The following is a 13,961-nucleotide window of genomic DNA, read 5'->3' as shown; positions in this document are numbered from 1 at the left end:
ATCGGCCGCTCCTTCCAACTCAGGAGCCACCTTCAGAATCGATTTCTGCCCAATTCGCAATGCCTTACAGAGAACGCTCACATGCGATTCCCCTGCCCTGGAGGGGGAGGGTCGATCGCGCGCAGCGCGAGCGGGGTAGGGTGATCTCTCCACACGGGCGCCGCTTCTGTGGAGAGACTGTCACCCCACCCCCGCGACGCATTTCGTTTCGCTGCATGCGTAGCGACCCTCCCCTCCCAGGGGGAGCGTAAGAAAGAAGCTACGTCTTCACCACCAGCGCCGCCATGCTCACCGCCAGCCAGCCCAACATCATCACCGTTCCACCCGTCGGCGCTGCATACGGAAATAGCCCAGGTCCCGCATATTGCCGCCAGGTGAGATCGCCCGCGAACAGCGCGGCGCCCGCTGCAAGGCCGAACGCGGCAACGAGGCCAATTCCGCCATGCAGAAGGCCGCGCGCGAGCAAGGCGACGGTTGCAAGTATGGCAGTTGCATGAAACAGCAGCATGGCGCTGGCAGATGCCAGCCGGCTCGCATCGCCGCCATGCGCGGAGGCGGCCGCCAGCGCAACGCCGGCGGCGCCCATCAAGCCGGCCAGCCCAATCAGCAGGCGTTGTGCCGTCATCAGGCGGTCCGCTCTTCCAAGAGCTTCGCCATGGCGGCGCGCAGCTCGGCCATGCCGGTCGAACTCCGCGACGAGGTCGCGAGCACGTTCGGGAATGCAGCCGGATGCTTGGCCAGCGCGGCCTCGGTCTCGGCGATGCGCGATTGCAGCTCGGACGCCTTCACCTGGTCGGCCTTGGTCAGCACGATCTGGTAGCTGACGGCGGAGCGGTCGAGTGTCTTCAGAACCTCGAGATCGACGTCCTTGAGACCATGTCGCGCGTCGATGAGCACGTAGACGCGCGCGAGTGAGGCACGTCCCAGCAGAAATTTGTGGATCAACTCGGTCCAGGACGCGACCTGGCTCTTGGGCGCCTTGGCGTAGCCGTAGCCGGGCATGTCGACGAGGCGCAGGTCACTCTTTCCCGGGACCTCGAAAAAGATCAGCTCCTGGGTGCGGCCCGGCGTATGCGAGGTGCGCGCCAGCGCGTTGCGCCCCGTGAGCGCGTTGATCAGGCTGGACTTGCCGACGTTCGAGCGGCCGGCAAAGGCGATCTCCAGCCCCGCCATCGGCGGCAACGTGGCAATCGAGGGCGAAGCCCAGATGAACTGCCAGTCGCGCGCGAACAGCTTGCGCCCGGCCTCGATCAGCTTCGCATCTTTGTCGTCGGTCATGCTCAAGGCCCAGTGCTAGTTCCTCATGGTGAGGAGGCGCGCAAGCGCCGTCTCGAACCATGCAGGCCCGGGAGCCCGTCGCCATCCTTCGAGACGCGGCCTTGCGGCCGCTCCTCAGGATGAGGTTCGAAGTCCTCGGCTTACGTCGCTTTCCTCGCGAACGTCGCCTTGAGATTATCGAACAGCTCCACCTTCACGCCGTTGCGGCGCATGATGTAGCTCTGCTGGACCACCGAGAGCAGGTTGTTCCAGGCCCAGTAGATCACGAGGCCCGCCGGGAAGCCGGCCAGCATGAAGGTGAAGATCAGCGGCATCCAGTTGAAGATGATCTGTTGCGTCGGATCCGGCGGCGTCGGATTCAGCTTCATCTGGAACCACATCGTGATGCCCATGATGATCGGCCAGATGCCGAGCGCGAGATAGTGGCCGAACACGGGAATCGTGGTCGGGTCGAACGGGATCAGTCCGAACAGGTTGAACAGGTTGGTCGGATCGGGCGCCGAGAGGTCCTTGATCCAGCCATAGAAGGGTGCGTGCCGCATCTCGATGGTGACGAACAGCACCTTGTAGAGCGAGAAGAACACCGGGATCTGGATCACCACGGGAAGACAGCCGGCGACCGGGTTGATCTTCTCCTTGCGGTAGATCTCCATCATCTCCTGCTGCTGCTTCACCTTGTCGTCGGGATAGCGCTCCTTCAGCGCCTGAAGCTGCGGCTGGATCGACTTCATCTTCGCCATGGAGGCGTATGACTTGTTCGCCAGCGGGAAGAACAACAGCTTCACGATCACGGTCACGAGCAGGATCGAGATGCCGAAATTGCCGAAGAAGCGATAGAAGAAGTCGAGGCCGAGAAACATCGGCTTGGTGATGAAGTAGAACCAGCCCCAGTCGATCAAGAGATCGAAATGGTTGAGGCCGAGCTCCTTGTTGTAGCCGCCGAGGCCTGCGAGCGGGAAGTTGATGCCGACCACGCCGGCTTCCTTGGCGCCCGCGAACAGCCGCGTGTTGGCTGTCGTCGTGCCGCCGATTGCGACGGTCTGCGCATCTTGCAGATAGTCGGTCTGGTACCGGATCTGGGTACCTGGTTCGGCGACGAAACGTGCCTTGAGCGTTGCGGACGTGTCGGGAAGGAGCGCGGATGCCCAGTATTTGTCCGTAATGCCGAGCCAGGCATTGGTGACCTTGTTGAATTCGAATCCGTGTCCGCCGTTGCCGATCGCAGGGGCCTCGCTGACGGCCTTGTAAGCCTTCTCCTGCAAGCCCTGGTCGCCGAGATAGCCGATGAGGCCTTCATGCAGGATGTAGTAGCCTGAGACTTGCGGCGTGCCGTGGCGCGAGATCAATGCGAACGGAAAGAGCTTGACCGGCGCGTTCCCGACATTGGTCACCTCGTCCTTGATGCTGAACAGGTAGCGGTCGTCGATCGTGATGGTGCGGCGGAAGGTGAGGCCCTGACCGTTATCAAATTTCAGCACCAGCGGCGTGGACGGCGTCAGGCTGTTGGAGCCCTCCTGCTGCCAATCGGTGGTCCGGTCAGGCACCTTCGTGTCGCTTGTCGCGGCCACCCAACCAAATTCGGCGTAATACGGCTCCGCCGTGCCCGAGGGCGAATAGAGGATGATCGGCGGCGACTTCGGGTCGACCGTTTCTCGATACTGCACGAGCGCAAGGTCGTCGATGCGCGCGCCTTTCAAGGAAATGCTGCCGGTCAAACGAGGCGTTTCGATCTTGACGCGAGGGGAGGCGGCAATCGCGGCCTCGCGGCTGACGATCGGCTGGGCCGGCTGGTTCGCGACAGGGGGAGCCGAGGGAGTGCCGCCCGCCTGCGGCGCGGCACCCGGCGTCGCCGACGCCGTCGGCTGCGGTGTGCCTTTCTGGAGCTCGGCCTGCGTCTGCTGCTGGGCGCGCTGCTTCTCCATCTGCGGCACGTTGTAGAAATACTGCCAGGCGATCAGCACCAGGCCGGACAGAATGACGGCGAGGATGGTGTTGCGATTGTCGGTCATCATTCTCTCGTCATCAATCCGGTTTGCGGCTTATCGCGGGGCACGGCCTTCGCCGGTCCCTTGGGCGTATGCCGCGCGGGCTTCGCGAATGCTATGCGCAGATCGTCGAGCATGGTCGCGAAGTCGCGCGAGAGCGCGTCCCTTCGGCCGACCAGCACATAATCATGATGGGGTTGCATCGACACCGGATCTAGCCGCTTCACCAGTTCGCGAAGCCGGCGCCGGATACGATTGCGCTCGGGGGCGTTGCCGTTCTTTTTGGTAACGGTAAAGCCGATCCGGATCGGGCCGCCGTCGTCCCGGCGGCGGCTTTGCAGGACGAACGCGGGACTATTCACCCGCGCGCCATTGGCAACGGCGAGGAAATCCGCCCGCTGCCTCAGCCGATCCATGATGAATCCCGGAAAAAGGGGGTCCGGCTCAGGCGCTCAGACGCTTGCGGCCGCGGGAGCGGCGGGCGGCGAGAACCTTGCGGCCGCCGGCCGTGGCGAGACGGGCACGGAAGCCGTGACGGCGCTTGCGCACCAGTTTGCTGGGTTGATAAGTCCGCTTCACGGGTTTTTCTCCGCTGACCGGGCAATTTGCCTGTAGAATTGATGGTAAAGTCCGGAAGATGCGGCCCAAAACGGGCCCTTTTCCGGCCCCAAGAGAGCCGCTCCCGGTGTCGCACCGGGTCATCGCGGACAATTCGCGCGGCTTATAAGCGAGCGCCTTGTTTTCGTCAACGCCGCACAAGCGCGCGTTTCCAGTGAATATCGCTGTTTGTGCGGGGTTTTTAACTCTTGAGGTAGCGACTCGCTTTATCAGCGCTTACATCTCACCTCGGCAGATTAGCGATCCGTAATTTGACCGGGCCCGGGGCCGGTCGCATCTTGCATCAGCCAAGGCCAACAGGGGCGAATTTCGTGGCAGCCACAGATCGCCAGCCGATCCAGGATCTGGATCAGCCGGACCAGCCGGCGATGCGGCCGCGCGGGTCGCGCGGGCTCGGGCTGTCAGGCAAGCTGCTGCTGCTTACCGTCCCGCTGGTGATGATCGCGGCCAGCCTGCTTTACGTGCCCGCCATTGCCAACTTCTGGGTCAACCGGCTCAACGACCGGGTGGCGGCGGCCAACACCGCGGCGCTGGTGCTGGACGCCGCGCCGCTCGGCATGGTTCCCGATTCGCTGTCGCGGCAGATTTTGAAGAGCATCAATGCCCGCGCCGTCGCCATCAAGATGGGCCAGCAGCGCCGGCTGCTCGCCAGCGACAACCTTCCTACGGCCATCGAGCATGACATCGACCTGCGCGACATGACAGCGTGGGAGGCGATCACCGGCTCGTTCCGGATGATGCTGGAGACCGGCAACCAGGCCATCCGCATCGTTGGGCCGGGCGTCGGCAACGCCCAGTTCATTGAGATCGTGACCGACGAGCTGCCGCTGCGGCAGCAGATGTACCGGTTCTCCCGTAATGTCGTGGTGGTTGCGCTGATCATCGCGGCCCTGACCGCCGGCCTCGTCTATCTCGCTCTGCATTATCTCTTCGTGCGCCCGATGCGGCGGCTCACCGCGAGCCTGGTCGGCTTCCACGAGAATCCCGAGAGCTCGGCGCGGATCATCGTGCCGAGCCAGCGCAGCGACGAGATCGGGGTGGCCGAGCGCGAATTGTCCGACATGCAGCGCGACCTGATGTCGATGCTGAATCAGAAGAGCCGGCTCGCCGCCCTCGGCCTCGCCGTCTCCAAGATCAACCACGATCTGCGCAACCTGCTGGCCTCGGCGCAGCTTTTGTCGGACCAACTCGCCAGCGTGCCGGATCCGCGGGTGCAACGCTTCGCGCCGAAACTGGTGCGCTCGCTCGAGCGCGCCATCGCCTTCTGCCAATCCACGTTGTCCTATGGCCGCGCTCAGGAGGCCGCACCAGACCGCCGCATGATCCTGATCGAGCCGGTGGTGCTGGAGGTGCGCGAGACCGCTGGGCTCGCCAACGACGCCTCGATCGCCTGGGTTTCCGCAATCGAGCGCGGGCTTGCCGTCGATGCGGATCCCGACCAGCTGTTCCGCGTGCTGCTCAACCTCGTCCGTAACGCCGCCCAGGCGCTGGAAAGCCATGCCTCGTCCGGCGAGGGCGGCGTGCAGCAGATCCGGATCACCGGAAAACGCGAGGGCGCGGTCGCCATCTTGGAGGTTTCCGACACCGGCCCGGGCGTGCCCCAGAAAACCCGGGAGCACCTGTTCGAGGCGTTTCAGACCTCCGGCCGCCCCGGCGGCAGCGGCCTTGGCCTTGCCATCGCCGCCGAGCTCGTCCGCGCCCATGGCGGCGACATCCACCTCGTCGAAGGCACCATCGGCGCCACCTTCCGTATCGTCATCCCCGACCGCCCCGTGGAACTGCTCTCCATCCGCAACGAGCGGGCGCGGGCGTAGCCGGCCAGCCGGCAGTCTCCCGTCATTCCGGGACGGCCCAAAGGGAGGGCCACGGAATCTAGAGGTTTCGGCGCGAGATTCCGCACTTCTCGCTTCGCGAGCCCAGGAATGACCATGCTGGCGGTCATCTCCTTGCAAAATCTCCCCATCCCGGATCTTGCCAACAGGGACAAGAGCGGCTAGTCAGAGCGCTCTTTCGCACCCCTCCCGGCCTTCCGGGAGATGCGTCGCGGGTCATGCCCGCCATCGCTGCTTGCGAAAAACGCGCCCGTAGCTCAGCTGGATAGAGCATCAGACTACGAATCTGAGGGTCGGACGTTCGAATCGTTCCGGGCGCGCCATTCCTTGACGCCGGGCAGGCAACCGGCATCCGAGATCGCGGATTGGCCGCGCCCTGTCGGGAACCAAATGAAGATATCGCAGGCATTCAAATTCGAGGCGGCGCATCGGCTGCCGAAGGTGCCCGAGACGCACCGATGCAGCCGGCTGCATGGTCATTCCTACCGAGTAGAGGTTCAGCTCGAAGGATCGGTCGACCCGCGCACGGGCTTCGTCGTGGACTTTTTTGATCTCGAGAAGTGCTTCGCCGACATCGTGGGCGCGTTGGACCACAGGTGCCTGAACGACGTCGAGGGGCTCGAGAACCCGACGGCCGAAAACATTGCGATCTGGATATGGGACCGGCTGGAGCCGAGCGTGTGGCAAATCTCGGCTGTCCGCGTTTACGAAACGGCGGACTGCTGGGCCGAATATCAGGGGCGGTGACGCGCGACGGCGCCGTGGTCAAAATGCGCTCGACATCGCATCCCGAACCGCAGCCTCGCTCGGCTGGGATACGCGTGGCGGCATTCACCGCAGCCCCTGTTCGTCGATCAGGATGCGGTGGATCTCGATGCGTTCCGGCAATTCGATCAGGAATTCCGGATCGCGCGCGAGATGATGCACCTTGGTCGGCTCGCCCTTGGTGAAAGCCGTCATGGCCTCGACGTCCGCCCAGTAGGAGATGGTCGTGAACCACGTCTCCTCATCGCGGTCCTCGCGCAGCTGCTGCACGCCGAGCGCCGTCTTCAACAGCGGCGGAATGCCCTCCGCCTGCAGATAGGTCTGGTAGGCGTCAGCGATGTCGCGGCGGGTACGGCCGCGCCAGATGCGGGCGATGGTCGGCTTGGTCGGCATGGTGGACTCCTTCAGGCGAACGCCGTGCTTCGCATTCTCGTTCCAGCGTCTCCATGTCACGGCCCTCGACAGCCGCCCTGGAACTTGGTGCCACATCATTGATCTGAAGCAATGATGGTCTTCGGCACAAGTGCTCTTCTGAACATCAGCTGACCGCCGCCTGTAATCTGTTTCACACGCAAACGCGCTCAATGACGCTACACGAACCAGACCGCGCTCCGCGCGGCCTGGTCCGGAGCTGGCGATGATGGCTGCACTGGCAAAAGCACTCTCCCGTGCAATGAGAACCACCATCGACGTCGAGACCCTGAAAATCCTCATGATCTTCGCGGGAGCGTGGGCGCTACTCTTCCTCGTTGCCGCCATGATCTACGGACAGGCGCTGAAGGCCGCATTATTCTGAGGTCGCGCGAGTAAATCGCCCTTCGCCGCGAGACGAGCCCTCGTCCTGAGGGCCCGCCACAGGCGGGCGTCTCGCGCGCGCCAGCGCCGGCCCTTCCGGAAACCTATTGATGATCGATTGCAGCCTGCCTCAGCGCCGGCGCGACGTGGGTGAGCCGCCGCGTCGTCGGTCAGCGCGTCGCGCTCTCGGATTGATGCCGGGCTTGCCGCCCCGCAGGAACTTCGACTTTTTCCCGACGTTGAGCAGGCGGCTCCCACGGTCCACCGATGAAGAACTTTGCCAATACCGAGTTTTCCCCTGAGGTGATCGAGCTGATGACCACCGCGCTGGAAGCTGCGATTGCGACCCTGCCGGAGCCCGTGCATTCCTCGCACGTCAATGCACTCGCCGAATCCATCCTGCGCACGGCCGGTGCGGGTGAGCGCAACCCCGCCGCCTTGCAGAGGATCGCTTTGATGGAATTGCAACTGGCGCCGCGTCATTGATGAGGCCGACATGAGGACAGCAGCTGCTGTGGTCATCGCGCTCTGTGCGACATCGTCTGTTGCCGGGGCAGACAGCTGGACGACCTACCGGATTCCGGAATCCGGGACGTCGGCCGACATTCCCGCCTCGCTTTTCACCGAGCCCGCCGGAAAACCCGACGGATACGGCCAGCAATTTCGCACGGCCGATGGCCGCGCCGATCTCACCGTGCAAGCTGTTCCCAATCAAGGTCTCTCGCCCGCCGAATTTCTCGCCAGGAAAAATCCGCCGTCCGGGATCATCTACAAACGGATCACACCGAGATTTTTCGTAGTCTCCAGCATCAAGCGCGGCAAGATCTGGTACGACCGATGCAATTTCTCGCGGCGCTACGTGCATTGCGTGCTGATCAATTATCCGGCGGCCGAGAAGCGGCAATGGGACGGCATCGTGACGCGCATCAGCCACAGCCTGAGTGCCGGTTGACCTGGGCCAACACAACAAAAAGGCTGCCCGAGCGACTCGGGCAGCAGGTCGTGAGGATGGCGCGTTTTCTAGCGAGGTGGATACCGGTCCGCGCGACGAAAACGCGTCAAGCCAAGGAGCTTCAAGACAAGGAGCTTCGGTTCTGATTCCACCAGAACCGATATGCTCTAGCGAGCCGTCGTCGATGTCGTCGACATGGTCGGCTTCGAGCCCGGTACATGCGACATCGTCTTGGTGGTCGAGCCGACCTCTTCGCCGGCCTTGACCTTGGTGCGCGTATGCGAGCGGCTGAACGTGCCGCCTTCATGGGCCTGCGCCCGCGCGTTGGAATTCAGCACGGGCCCGTTGCCCTTGTTCGTGCTGACGCCGGTCTGGGTCTTGCCGTCGACGGAAGCGGCGCTTCCACCGGCCGCAATCGAGGAGCCGGTGCTGCCGGTCGGCGACGTTGACGTGCCGCCGGTGCCGACGGTGGAGGCGGATGTGCCGCCCGCGGCGGCCGAGCCGCCGCTTCCGCCCGTGATGCTCTTCTGTGCAAGAACCGGCGAAGCGGCAGCGAGCAGGGCCGCGACCGCCGCGGTCGTGAGTAAGTTTCTCATGTTTCAATCCTCTATCAATCAGGGTGACGATGTCGAGATTGTGCAGCCGTTGACGGTGATGGTGCTAGCACTGGTGGAGCCAGGACCGCCCGCCGTCGACGACGAGCTCGAGACGTTGCCGCCGCCGGCCTGCACATGCACCGATGATCCGCCGGCCGAGCTTGAGCTCGACAGCGAACTGCTCGATGAGGTCGACCCGGTCGTGCCCGAGCTCGATGAGCCGACCGCGGTGATGCTTCCGTCTGCATGCTTCTCGACCTTGACCTTGCAGGTCTCGCCTGATGCCGTCTTGCCGGTTTTTTCCATGGTCTCTGCCGATGCAGCGCTGCCCATCAGAGCCAGCGCCATGATCGCAACGATTGACTTGTTCATTGCGGCTCCTCCTCAACATGGACGAAGGGAGCGGCACGTGGCCGCTCCCGGGATGGGACTAATTCTTGTCCTTCTTCCACTCGTCCTTGTTATGGCCCTTGCCCTTCTCGAGGCCCATGTCGCTGGCGTGGCTACCGGACTTGCCGTCGCCCATGCCGGGCGACTTCGACGCGCCGGACTGACCAACGGTCGAGCCGCTGCCGGCCGCCGAGCCGCCGGTGCCGACGCTGGACGAGCTCTTGCCGCTGCCCGCCGACGAACCGCCGGTGCCGAGCGTCGAGGCCGAGCCGCTTCCCGAGCCGCTGCCGGCCGCCGAGCCACCGGTACCCACAGTCGAGCTGCTGGTGCCGCCGCCCGCAGACGAGCCGCCAGTGCCCAGCGTCGACGCAGAACCTGATCCGCTGCCCGAGCCGGCCGATGAGCCGCCGGTGCCGACCGTCGAGCTGCTCGTGCCGCCGCCCGCCGAAGAGCCGCCGGTGCCGACCGTCGAACTCGATTGCGCAACAGCGAGTGCCGTGCCGGCCAACAGCGCGGCCGCAGCCGCAGAAAGCTTCAGGATCCTCATGTCCATTCCTCCAGGGTTTCCAAAAACAAATCGCCAAATCAGGCACGGGATAAATTGGCAAACGCGCAAACGTTCCTTGCGTCGGACACGTTGACGCTTTTGCGCAACCTGAAGTGAAGTTCCGCGCTGCGCGAACACGGCCACGCATCCTTTTATTCATCTGGCGTTCATCTGGAGCGAGTGCGAACGGCTGCGCGCCTCATGCGCCGCGATCACGCTGCATCAGCACATCTCAGAACGCCCCGACCATCACCTGGCGATCGTAGAGTCGACGTGGGGACGCCGAGCGAGCCGCGCGATTTGAACGGAGACCGGCTGCTCGCGTCGCGCCGCGCTGAGGTGCGGGCGTGTTCGTCTCTGGCTTCCGCGGTTCGGCCATCGCCAATGCGTTGCTCGCAACGTGGACCGGCGGCTCGGCGGCGAGCAGAGGCGAAGAGACACTGGCGGCGATCTGAGTGGACGTGTCGAAGACGATTTTTTCAGGCAAGGCTCGTGCGGAGTGGATGCGAATGATGCTTCGGTCGACCTCCGGGCCGACAGAGCGCTCGCCAAGTGGCGGCAGATTGCGATCGAGTGCGAAGAGCAGCGCCACGACCAATGCGCCTGCAAACAGGAAATATCGAATGATGGGCATCGGGCCCCCTACCGCAAAATGAAAGCAGGATGCACGGCGAGCCGCTCCTCCACGGCCCGCCGCGCGGCGGAGTTAATCCACCTCCTGGACCACCATGCGGGTCTCGGGGTCCACCAGCATGACCCGGTTGCCCGAATAGACGTAGCGATACTTCGTCAGCGACGGGCCCCAATCGCTCGGCACGCTCGCGAGCTCGACATCGCGCGGGACCGGCGAGCCGACCACGATCTTTTCGCGCGTCTCGACCGGACGGATCTTGTGCTCGGTGACGTAAGATCGAATCTTGGTGCGGTATTCCGGCTCGATCTGCACGGTCGCGCCGTGTCCGGCGCCGGTCGTCGTGGTGACGGTGGTTTGCGCCATCGCGCTCGTCGACACGAGCAGAGCGGCGGCCGAAATCAGCATGAACTTCTTCATCGCATTCTCCCTCGCCGCTTCATGCGGCGCTGCGATGAACTCGCCATCAGCTCGGCCGTTCCGCAGGAACGCGGAACGTTTGCCGTTTTTTCCTGTTTCTTCCCCGGGAGCAGTTATTCGGAGGAGAGGATAATGCCTGTATTGATTCTCTGGGCCGTGCCGGCGATCCTGGTTGTCGGCGGTGGCATCTATCTCATTGGCCACATGCACTGAATGCAAAGGCCCCGGTTTCTGAATGCAAAGAACCCGGGGCTGCATATCTGCAGGAAATCCTCGCCGACCTCGTCAGCCCTACGTTTTCAAAAACTGAACGGCATCGTACGAGTGACAGCTGGCGGTCGTTTGCCTTACCGCCACCCCAGCGCCGGTGCCACCTGAGTCAGGATCGCCTCGAGCGCATGCACGCAGTAGGCGACGCCGAGCTGGTTCGGAATCGTCAGCAGCAACGTGTCCGCTTCCGCGATCGCCTCGTCCTGGCGCAGTTGCTCGATCAGCACGTCAGGCTCCGCCGCATAGGAGCGGCCGAAGATCGCGCGGGTGCGCGGGTCGATGAAGCCGATCTGATCCTCCCCTCCGCGTTCCCCGCCAAAATAAGCGCGGTCGCGATCGTCGATCAGCGCGAAGATGCTGCGGCTCACCGATACGCGCGGCTCGCGGCTGTGCCCCGCCTCTTTCCACGCCGCGCGATAGGCGCGGATCTGCGCCGCCTGCTGCACATGAAAAGCCTCGCCGGTCTCGTCGTTCTTCAGCGTCGAGCTCTGCAAGTTCATGCCGAGCTTTGCTGCCCACACCGCGGTGGCGTTCGAGCCGGCACCCCACCAGATGCGTTCGCGCAAGCCTTGCGCATGCGGCTCGAGGCGCAACAGCCCGGGCGGATTGGGAAACATTGGCTGCGGATTGGGCTCGGCAAAACCCTCGCCGCGGAGCAGGTCGAGGAAGACTTCCGCGTGGCGCCGGCCCATGTCGGCATCGCTCTGGCCCTCGGCCGGGCGATAGCCAAAATAACGCCAGCCGTCGATCACCTGCTCGGGCGAGCCGCGGCTGATGCCCAGCTGGAGCCGCCCACCGGCGATGAGGTCGGCGCTTCCTGCGTCCTCCACCATGTAGAGCGGGTTCTCGTAACGCATGTCGATCACGGCCGTGCCGATCTCGATCCTGCTGGTCTTGGCGCCGACGGCGGCGAGCAGCGGAAAGGGTGATGCGAGCTGCCGGGCGAAGTGATGTACGCGGAAATAGGCGCCGTCCAAGCCGAGCTGTTCCGCCGCAACCGCAAGCTCGATCGATTGCAGCAGCGTGTCCGCGGCCGAGCGGGTCTGCGACTGCGGCGAGGGCGTCCAGTGTCCGAAGGACAGGAATCCGATCTTTTTCATGGAGGCAAAGTAAGTATGATCGCAGGAGTTTGCGATACGCCGGCTGGAGGAAAGTTGGACAAGAGGGGAAGCCGTGTACCCGCAAGTGCCGCCCTTTGGGAGGAAGCAGACCTAAGCAGACAACGCCGTCATGTCGCTTTTTGACCCATCGCAGGCGTTCGGGCCTCTGGGGCCGGCGTCGCGTTTTGACGCTGAACAGACGACTAAATGTTGCCGACGGCGACGCATTTGGAAAACGACTGTCGCCCGACAGCGCAGAGCCGAGGCCTCGTCATCGCTCTGCATGGTCTCGCCATGCGTGCGCAGCGTCTAGCGCCGCTTCCCAATAAGACGATGCGGGCATCCGGTGCTCACGTAAAATTACCGCCAAATGCCGGATAGAAGCTAGCGCACCGGCACGGTGCGGGTCATCTTGCTGTGCTGGCCTAAGGTCTTGCAGTAGATTGTTGAGCAGTATTGCTGCTCGATCTTCGCAGGTCTCCCGCGCTTCTTGCAATATCAGCAGCGCGTAACGCGCCTCTACATACTGGCTCATTATCGTCGCCTGAATTCAACCGACGGAGACCGAAAATCTTGCCTCTGTGCTGGTAATGTCCCTTACCTGCCGCAGAAGAGGCGCAGACCGGAGCACCGGTTGTTGCTTTCCGGCAGCGGCCCTATTTCGCAGGCAATTGGCGCTTTCCATGAGCCTCCCCGCGTTCGCACTTTCCTCCAGTTCGCTCCGCCTTCTGCTCGGCTAAAAGCACTTGCGCTCGCAACTGTTCCAGCTCGGCAAGTTGAAAGGCGAGCGCTTCAAGGCGGTCGTGAAGAACTACAACTTCGTGCGCGCGGCCGTAGTGCATGCCAGCCCCTCTTCATTTAAGACTTGGCCCGTTCGCTGGACCCGGGAAAATCTGGCAACTTCGGCCATGGCGCGCATTTACATACAGCAAGGTGTATCGCACCAAAGGCCAGTTAGCCGGGGGCACCCGCCGCATCGCATGCTTCGCGTCTGATGCTGGAGGACCTGGACCAATCCTTCGCTATGCGTGTCTCGGTTCTTACGCCGGCTGGAACTGCGTTGTTCGGCTTATCGGTTGGCCAGGCCATCGAGTTCCAAACGCCAGGCCCAAACAGCTGGTCCTTGAGGGTACTCGGCGTGTTGAACTGAAGGAGGCGTCGGTATGCGCGGTGCTTTCAGCTAGAACAGGCCGCCTTAACGGTCATCGGTATCGGCGTCGTTCTGGCTGTCGTGCTCTTCCTGGCAACCTTCTTCAGGGCTTGAAGGTCCAACTGAGCTGCCCCTCGATCTATGATCGAGCTGGGGCCCCCGACCGCTGCTTACCCACGGCTCTTTCCATCCGCGCTTTTAGGAACCCCTCACCCCAGTGTAGCGAAATGGCGCAGGCCGCTGCAGACGGGAACAACCGGAACTTCAGTCGCGCGTCCTCGTTGGCAGTGACTACTTACGAGCTTGAGGAGGATACATGAAGAAGCTGATCGTATGCGGCGCTCTCGCCGCCTTTGCCCTCGGCACACAGGCCGCCAGCGCCGCCGAGTTCTACATCGTTCGCGACGCGACCACCAAGAAGTGCACCGTGGTCGACACCAAACCGACGACTACCACTACGACTATCGTAGGCGACGGCATCTACAAGACCAAGACGGAAGCCGAGTCCGCCGTGAAGACCACCAAGGTCTGCACTGAACAGTAAAACGGTTCTTGCAGGGCCTAGCCGGCCCGGTGAAAAACGTTCTGATGCAATTGGAGGAGAAGATGCCTGTGCTGATTTTATGGGCCGT

The 13,961-nt window shown here is 63.3% G+C and carries 20 protein-coding genes and 1 tRNA gene; 8 read left to right on the top strand and 13 right to left on the bottom strand.

The features are described from left to right. Nucleotides 1-259 precede the first annotated feature (259 nt). The 5 genes from IVA92_RS12140 to rpmH all read right to left on the bottom strand — a co-directional run bounded on the left by IVA92_RS12140 (nt 260) and on the right by rpmH (nt 3,842). Entirely contained in the window at nt 260-625 is a 366-nt protein-coding gene (locus IVA92_RS12140; protein WP_247281526.1) for a DUF423 domain-containing protein, read from the bottom strand. Continuing rightward, the gene (gene yihA, locus IVA92_RS12135) at nt 625-1,278 is read right to left on the bottom strand and encodes a ribosome biogenesis GTP-binding protein YihA/YsxC (RefSeq protein ID WP_247281525.1); all 654 of its coding nucleotides are present in this window, start codon (nt 1,276-1,278) and stop codon (nt 625-627) included. Before yihA ends, IVA92_RS12140 begins: the two co-directional genes overlap by 1 nt. Nucleotides 1,279-1,418: 140 nt before the next feature. Beyond that, entirely contained in the window at nt 1,419-3,287 is a 1,869-nt protein-coding gene (gene yidC / locus IVA92_RS12130; RefSeq protein WP_247281532.1) for a membrane protein insertase YidC, read from the bottom strand. Then, on the bottom strand, nt 3,287-3,679 hold the full coding sequence (gene rnpA / locus IVA92_RS12125) for a ribonuclease P protein component (protein WP_247281524.1): 393 nt from the start codon (nt 3,677-3,679) through the stop codon (nt 3,287-3,289). Before rnpA ends, yidC begins: the two co-directional genes overlap by 1 nt. Nucleotides 3,680-3,707: 28 nt before the next feature. Continuing rightward, nucleotides 3,708-3,842, bottom strand: coding sequence for a 50S ribosomal protein L34 (gene rpmH / locus IVA92_RS12120; RefSeq protein WP_212501943.1), 135 nt, complete (start codon nt 3,840-3,842; stop codon nt 3,708-3,710). A gap of 407 nt (nt 3,843-4,249) precedes the next feature. Here rpmH and IVA92_RS12115 point away from each other — a divergent pair, with 407 nt between their 5' ends. The 3 genes from IVA92_RS12115 to queD all read left to right on the top strand — a co-directional run bounded on the left by IVA92_RS12115 (nt 4,250) and on the right by queD (nt 6,460). After that, nucleotides 4,250-5,695, top strand: coding sequence for a HAMP domain-containing sensor histidine kinase (locus tag IVA92_RS12115; RefSeq protein WP_247281531.1), 1,446 nt, complete (start codon nt 4,250-4,252; stop codon nt 5,693-5,695). Between the two features lie 264 nt (nt 5,696-5,959). Continuing rightward, a tRNA-Arg gene (locus IVA92_RS12110) sits at nt 5,960-6,036 on the top strand. Nucleotides 6,037-6,040: 4 nt separating this feature from the next. After that, complete coding sequence (gene queD, locus IVA92_RS12105; RefSeq protein ID WP_247281523.1) at nt 6,041-6,460, top strand: 6-carboxytetrahydropterin synthase QueD; 420 nt, start codon at nt 6,041-6,043, stop codon at nt 6,458-6,460. 84 nt (nt 6,461-6,544) lie between these two features. Here the strand turns inward: queD and IVA92_RS12100 are convergent, their stop codons facing one another. Then, complete coding sequence (locus IVA92_RS12100) at nt 6,545-6,871, bottom strand: hypothetical protein (protein WP_247281522.1); 327 nt, start codon at nt 6,869-6,871, stop codon at nt 6,545-6,547. 244 nt (nt 6,872-7,115) lie between these two features. On the opposite strand from IVA92_RS12100, the gene IVA92_RS12095 reads away from it, so the two are divergent. The 3 genes from IVA92_RS12095 to IVA92_RS12085 all read left to right on the top strand — a co-directional run bounded on the left by IVA92_RS12095 (nt 7,116) and on the right by IVA92_RS12085 (nt 8,225). After that, nucleotides 7,116-7,274 (top strand): hypothetical protein, encoded by a 159-nt coding sequence (locus IVA92_RS12095; RefSeq protein ID WP_247281521.1) that lies wholly within the window; start codon nt 7,116-7,118, stop codon nt 7,272-7,274. A 266-nt stretch (nt 7,275-7,540) separates the two neighbouring features. Continuing rightward, nucleotides 7,541-7,759 carry a hypothetical protein gene (locus tag IVA92_RS12090; RefSeq protein WP_247281520.1) on the top strand — a complete coding sequence of 73 codons (219 nt, stop codon included), beginning with the start codon at nt 7,541-7,543 and terminating at the stop codon, nt 7,757-7,759. A 10-nt stretch (nt 7,760-7,769) separates the two neighbouring features. Then, nucleotides 7,770-8,225: a hypothetical protein gene (locus tag IVA92_RS12085; protein WP_247281519.1), complete on the top strand. Its 456-nt coding sequence runs from the start codon at nt 7,770-7,772 to the stop codon at nt 8,223-8,225. Between the two features lie 167 nt (nt 8,226-8,392). On the opposite strand, the gene IVA92_RS12080 is transcribed toward IVA92_RS12085, so the two are convergent. From IVA92_RS12080 to IVA92_RS12050, 7 genes are all read right to left on the bottom strand, one after another. Beyond that, the gene (locus tag IVA92_RS12080; RefSeq protein ID WP_247281518.1) at nt 8,393-8,821 is read right to left on the bottom strand and encodes a hypothetical protein; all 429 of its coding nucleotides are present in this window, start codon (nt 8,819-8,821) and stop codon (nt 8,393-8,395) included. 18 nt (nt 8,822-8,839) lie between these two features. Beyond that, a complete protein-coding gene (locus IVA92_RS12075) occupies nt 8,840-9,193 on the bottom strand; it encodes a hypothetical protein (protein WP_247281517.1) in 354 nt (117 codons plus the stop codon). Nucleotides 9,194-9,251: 58 nt separating this feature from the next. Further along, complete coding sequence (locus tag IVA92_RS12070; protein ID WP_247281516.1) at nt 9,252-9,758, bottom strand: hypothetical protein; 507 nt, start codon at nt 9,756-9,758, stop codon at nt 9,252-9,254. 232 nt (nt 9,759-9,990) lie between these two features. Further along, a complete protein-coding gene (locus IVA92_RS12065; RefSeq protein WP_247281515.1) occupies nt 9,991-10,350 on the bottom strand; it encodes a hypothetical protein in 360 nt (119 codons plus the stop codon). A gap of 114 nt (nt 10,351-10,464) precedes the next feature. Continuing rightward, nucleotides 10,465-10,809, bottom strand: a complete 345-nt coding sequence (locus tag IVA92_RS12060) for a DUF1236 domain-containing protein (RefSeq protein WP_247281514.1) — start codon at nt 10,807-10,809, stop codon at nt 10,465-10,467. A 347-nt stretch (nt 10,810-11,156) separates the two neighbouring features. Beyond that, nucleotides 11,157-12,179, bottom strand: a complete 1,023-nt coding sequence (locus IVA92_RS12055; RefSeq protein WP_247281513.1) for an LLM class flavin-dependent oxidoreductase — start codon at nt 12,177-12,179, stop codon at nt 11,157-11,159. A gap of 656 nt (nt 12,180-12,835) precedes the next feature. Further along, nucleotides 12,836-13,021, bottom strand: coding sequence for a hypothetical protein (locus tag IVA92_RS12050; protein ID WP_247281512.1), 186 nt, complete (start codon nt 13,019-13,021; stop codon nt 12,836-12,838). Nucleotides 13,022-13,173: 152 nt separating this feature from the next. Here IVA92_RS12050 and IVA92_RS35990 point away from each other — a divergent pair, with 152 nt between their 5' ends. Together IVA92_RS35990 and IVA92_RS12045 are read left to right on the top strand one after the other, a co-directional pair. After that, the gene (locus IVA92_RS35990) at nt 13,174-13,329 is read left to right on the top strand and encodes a GreA/GreB family elongation factor (RefSeq protein ID WP_346015511.1); all 156 of its coding nucleotides are present in this window, start codon (nt 13,174-13,176) and stop codon (nt 13,327-13,329) included. A 316-nt stretch (nt 13,330-13,645) separates the two neighbouring features. Beyond that, nucleotides 13,646-13,873 (top strand): hypothetical protein, encoded by a 228-nt coding sequence (locus IVA92_RS12045; RefSeq protein ID WP_247281511.1) that lies wholly within the window; start codon nt 13,646-13,648, stop codon nt 13,871-13,873. Nucleotides 13,874-13,961 lie beyond the last annotated feature (88 nt).

The organism is Bradyrhizobium sp. 154, from assembly GCF_023073875.1.
Classification (GTDB): Bacteria; Pseudomonadota; Alphaproteobacteria; order Rhizobiales; family Xanthobacteraceae; genus Bradyrhizobium.
This window is presented reverse-complemented; position numbering and strand designations above follow the sequence as displayed.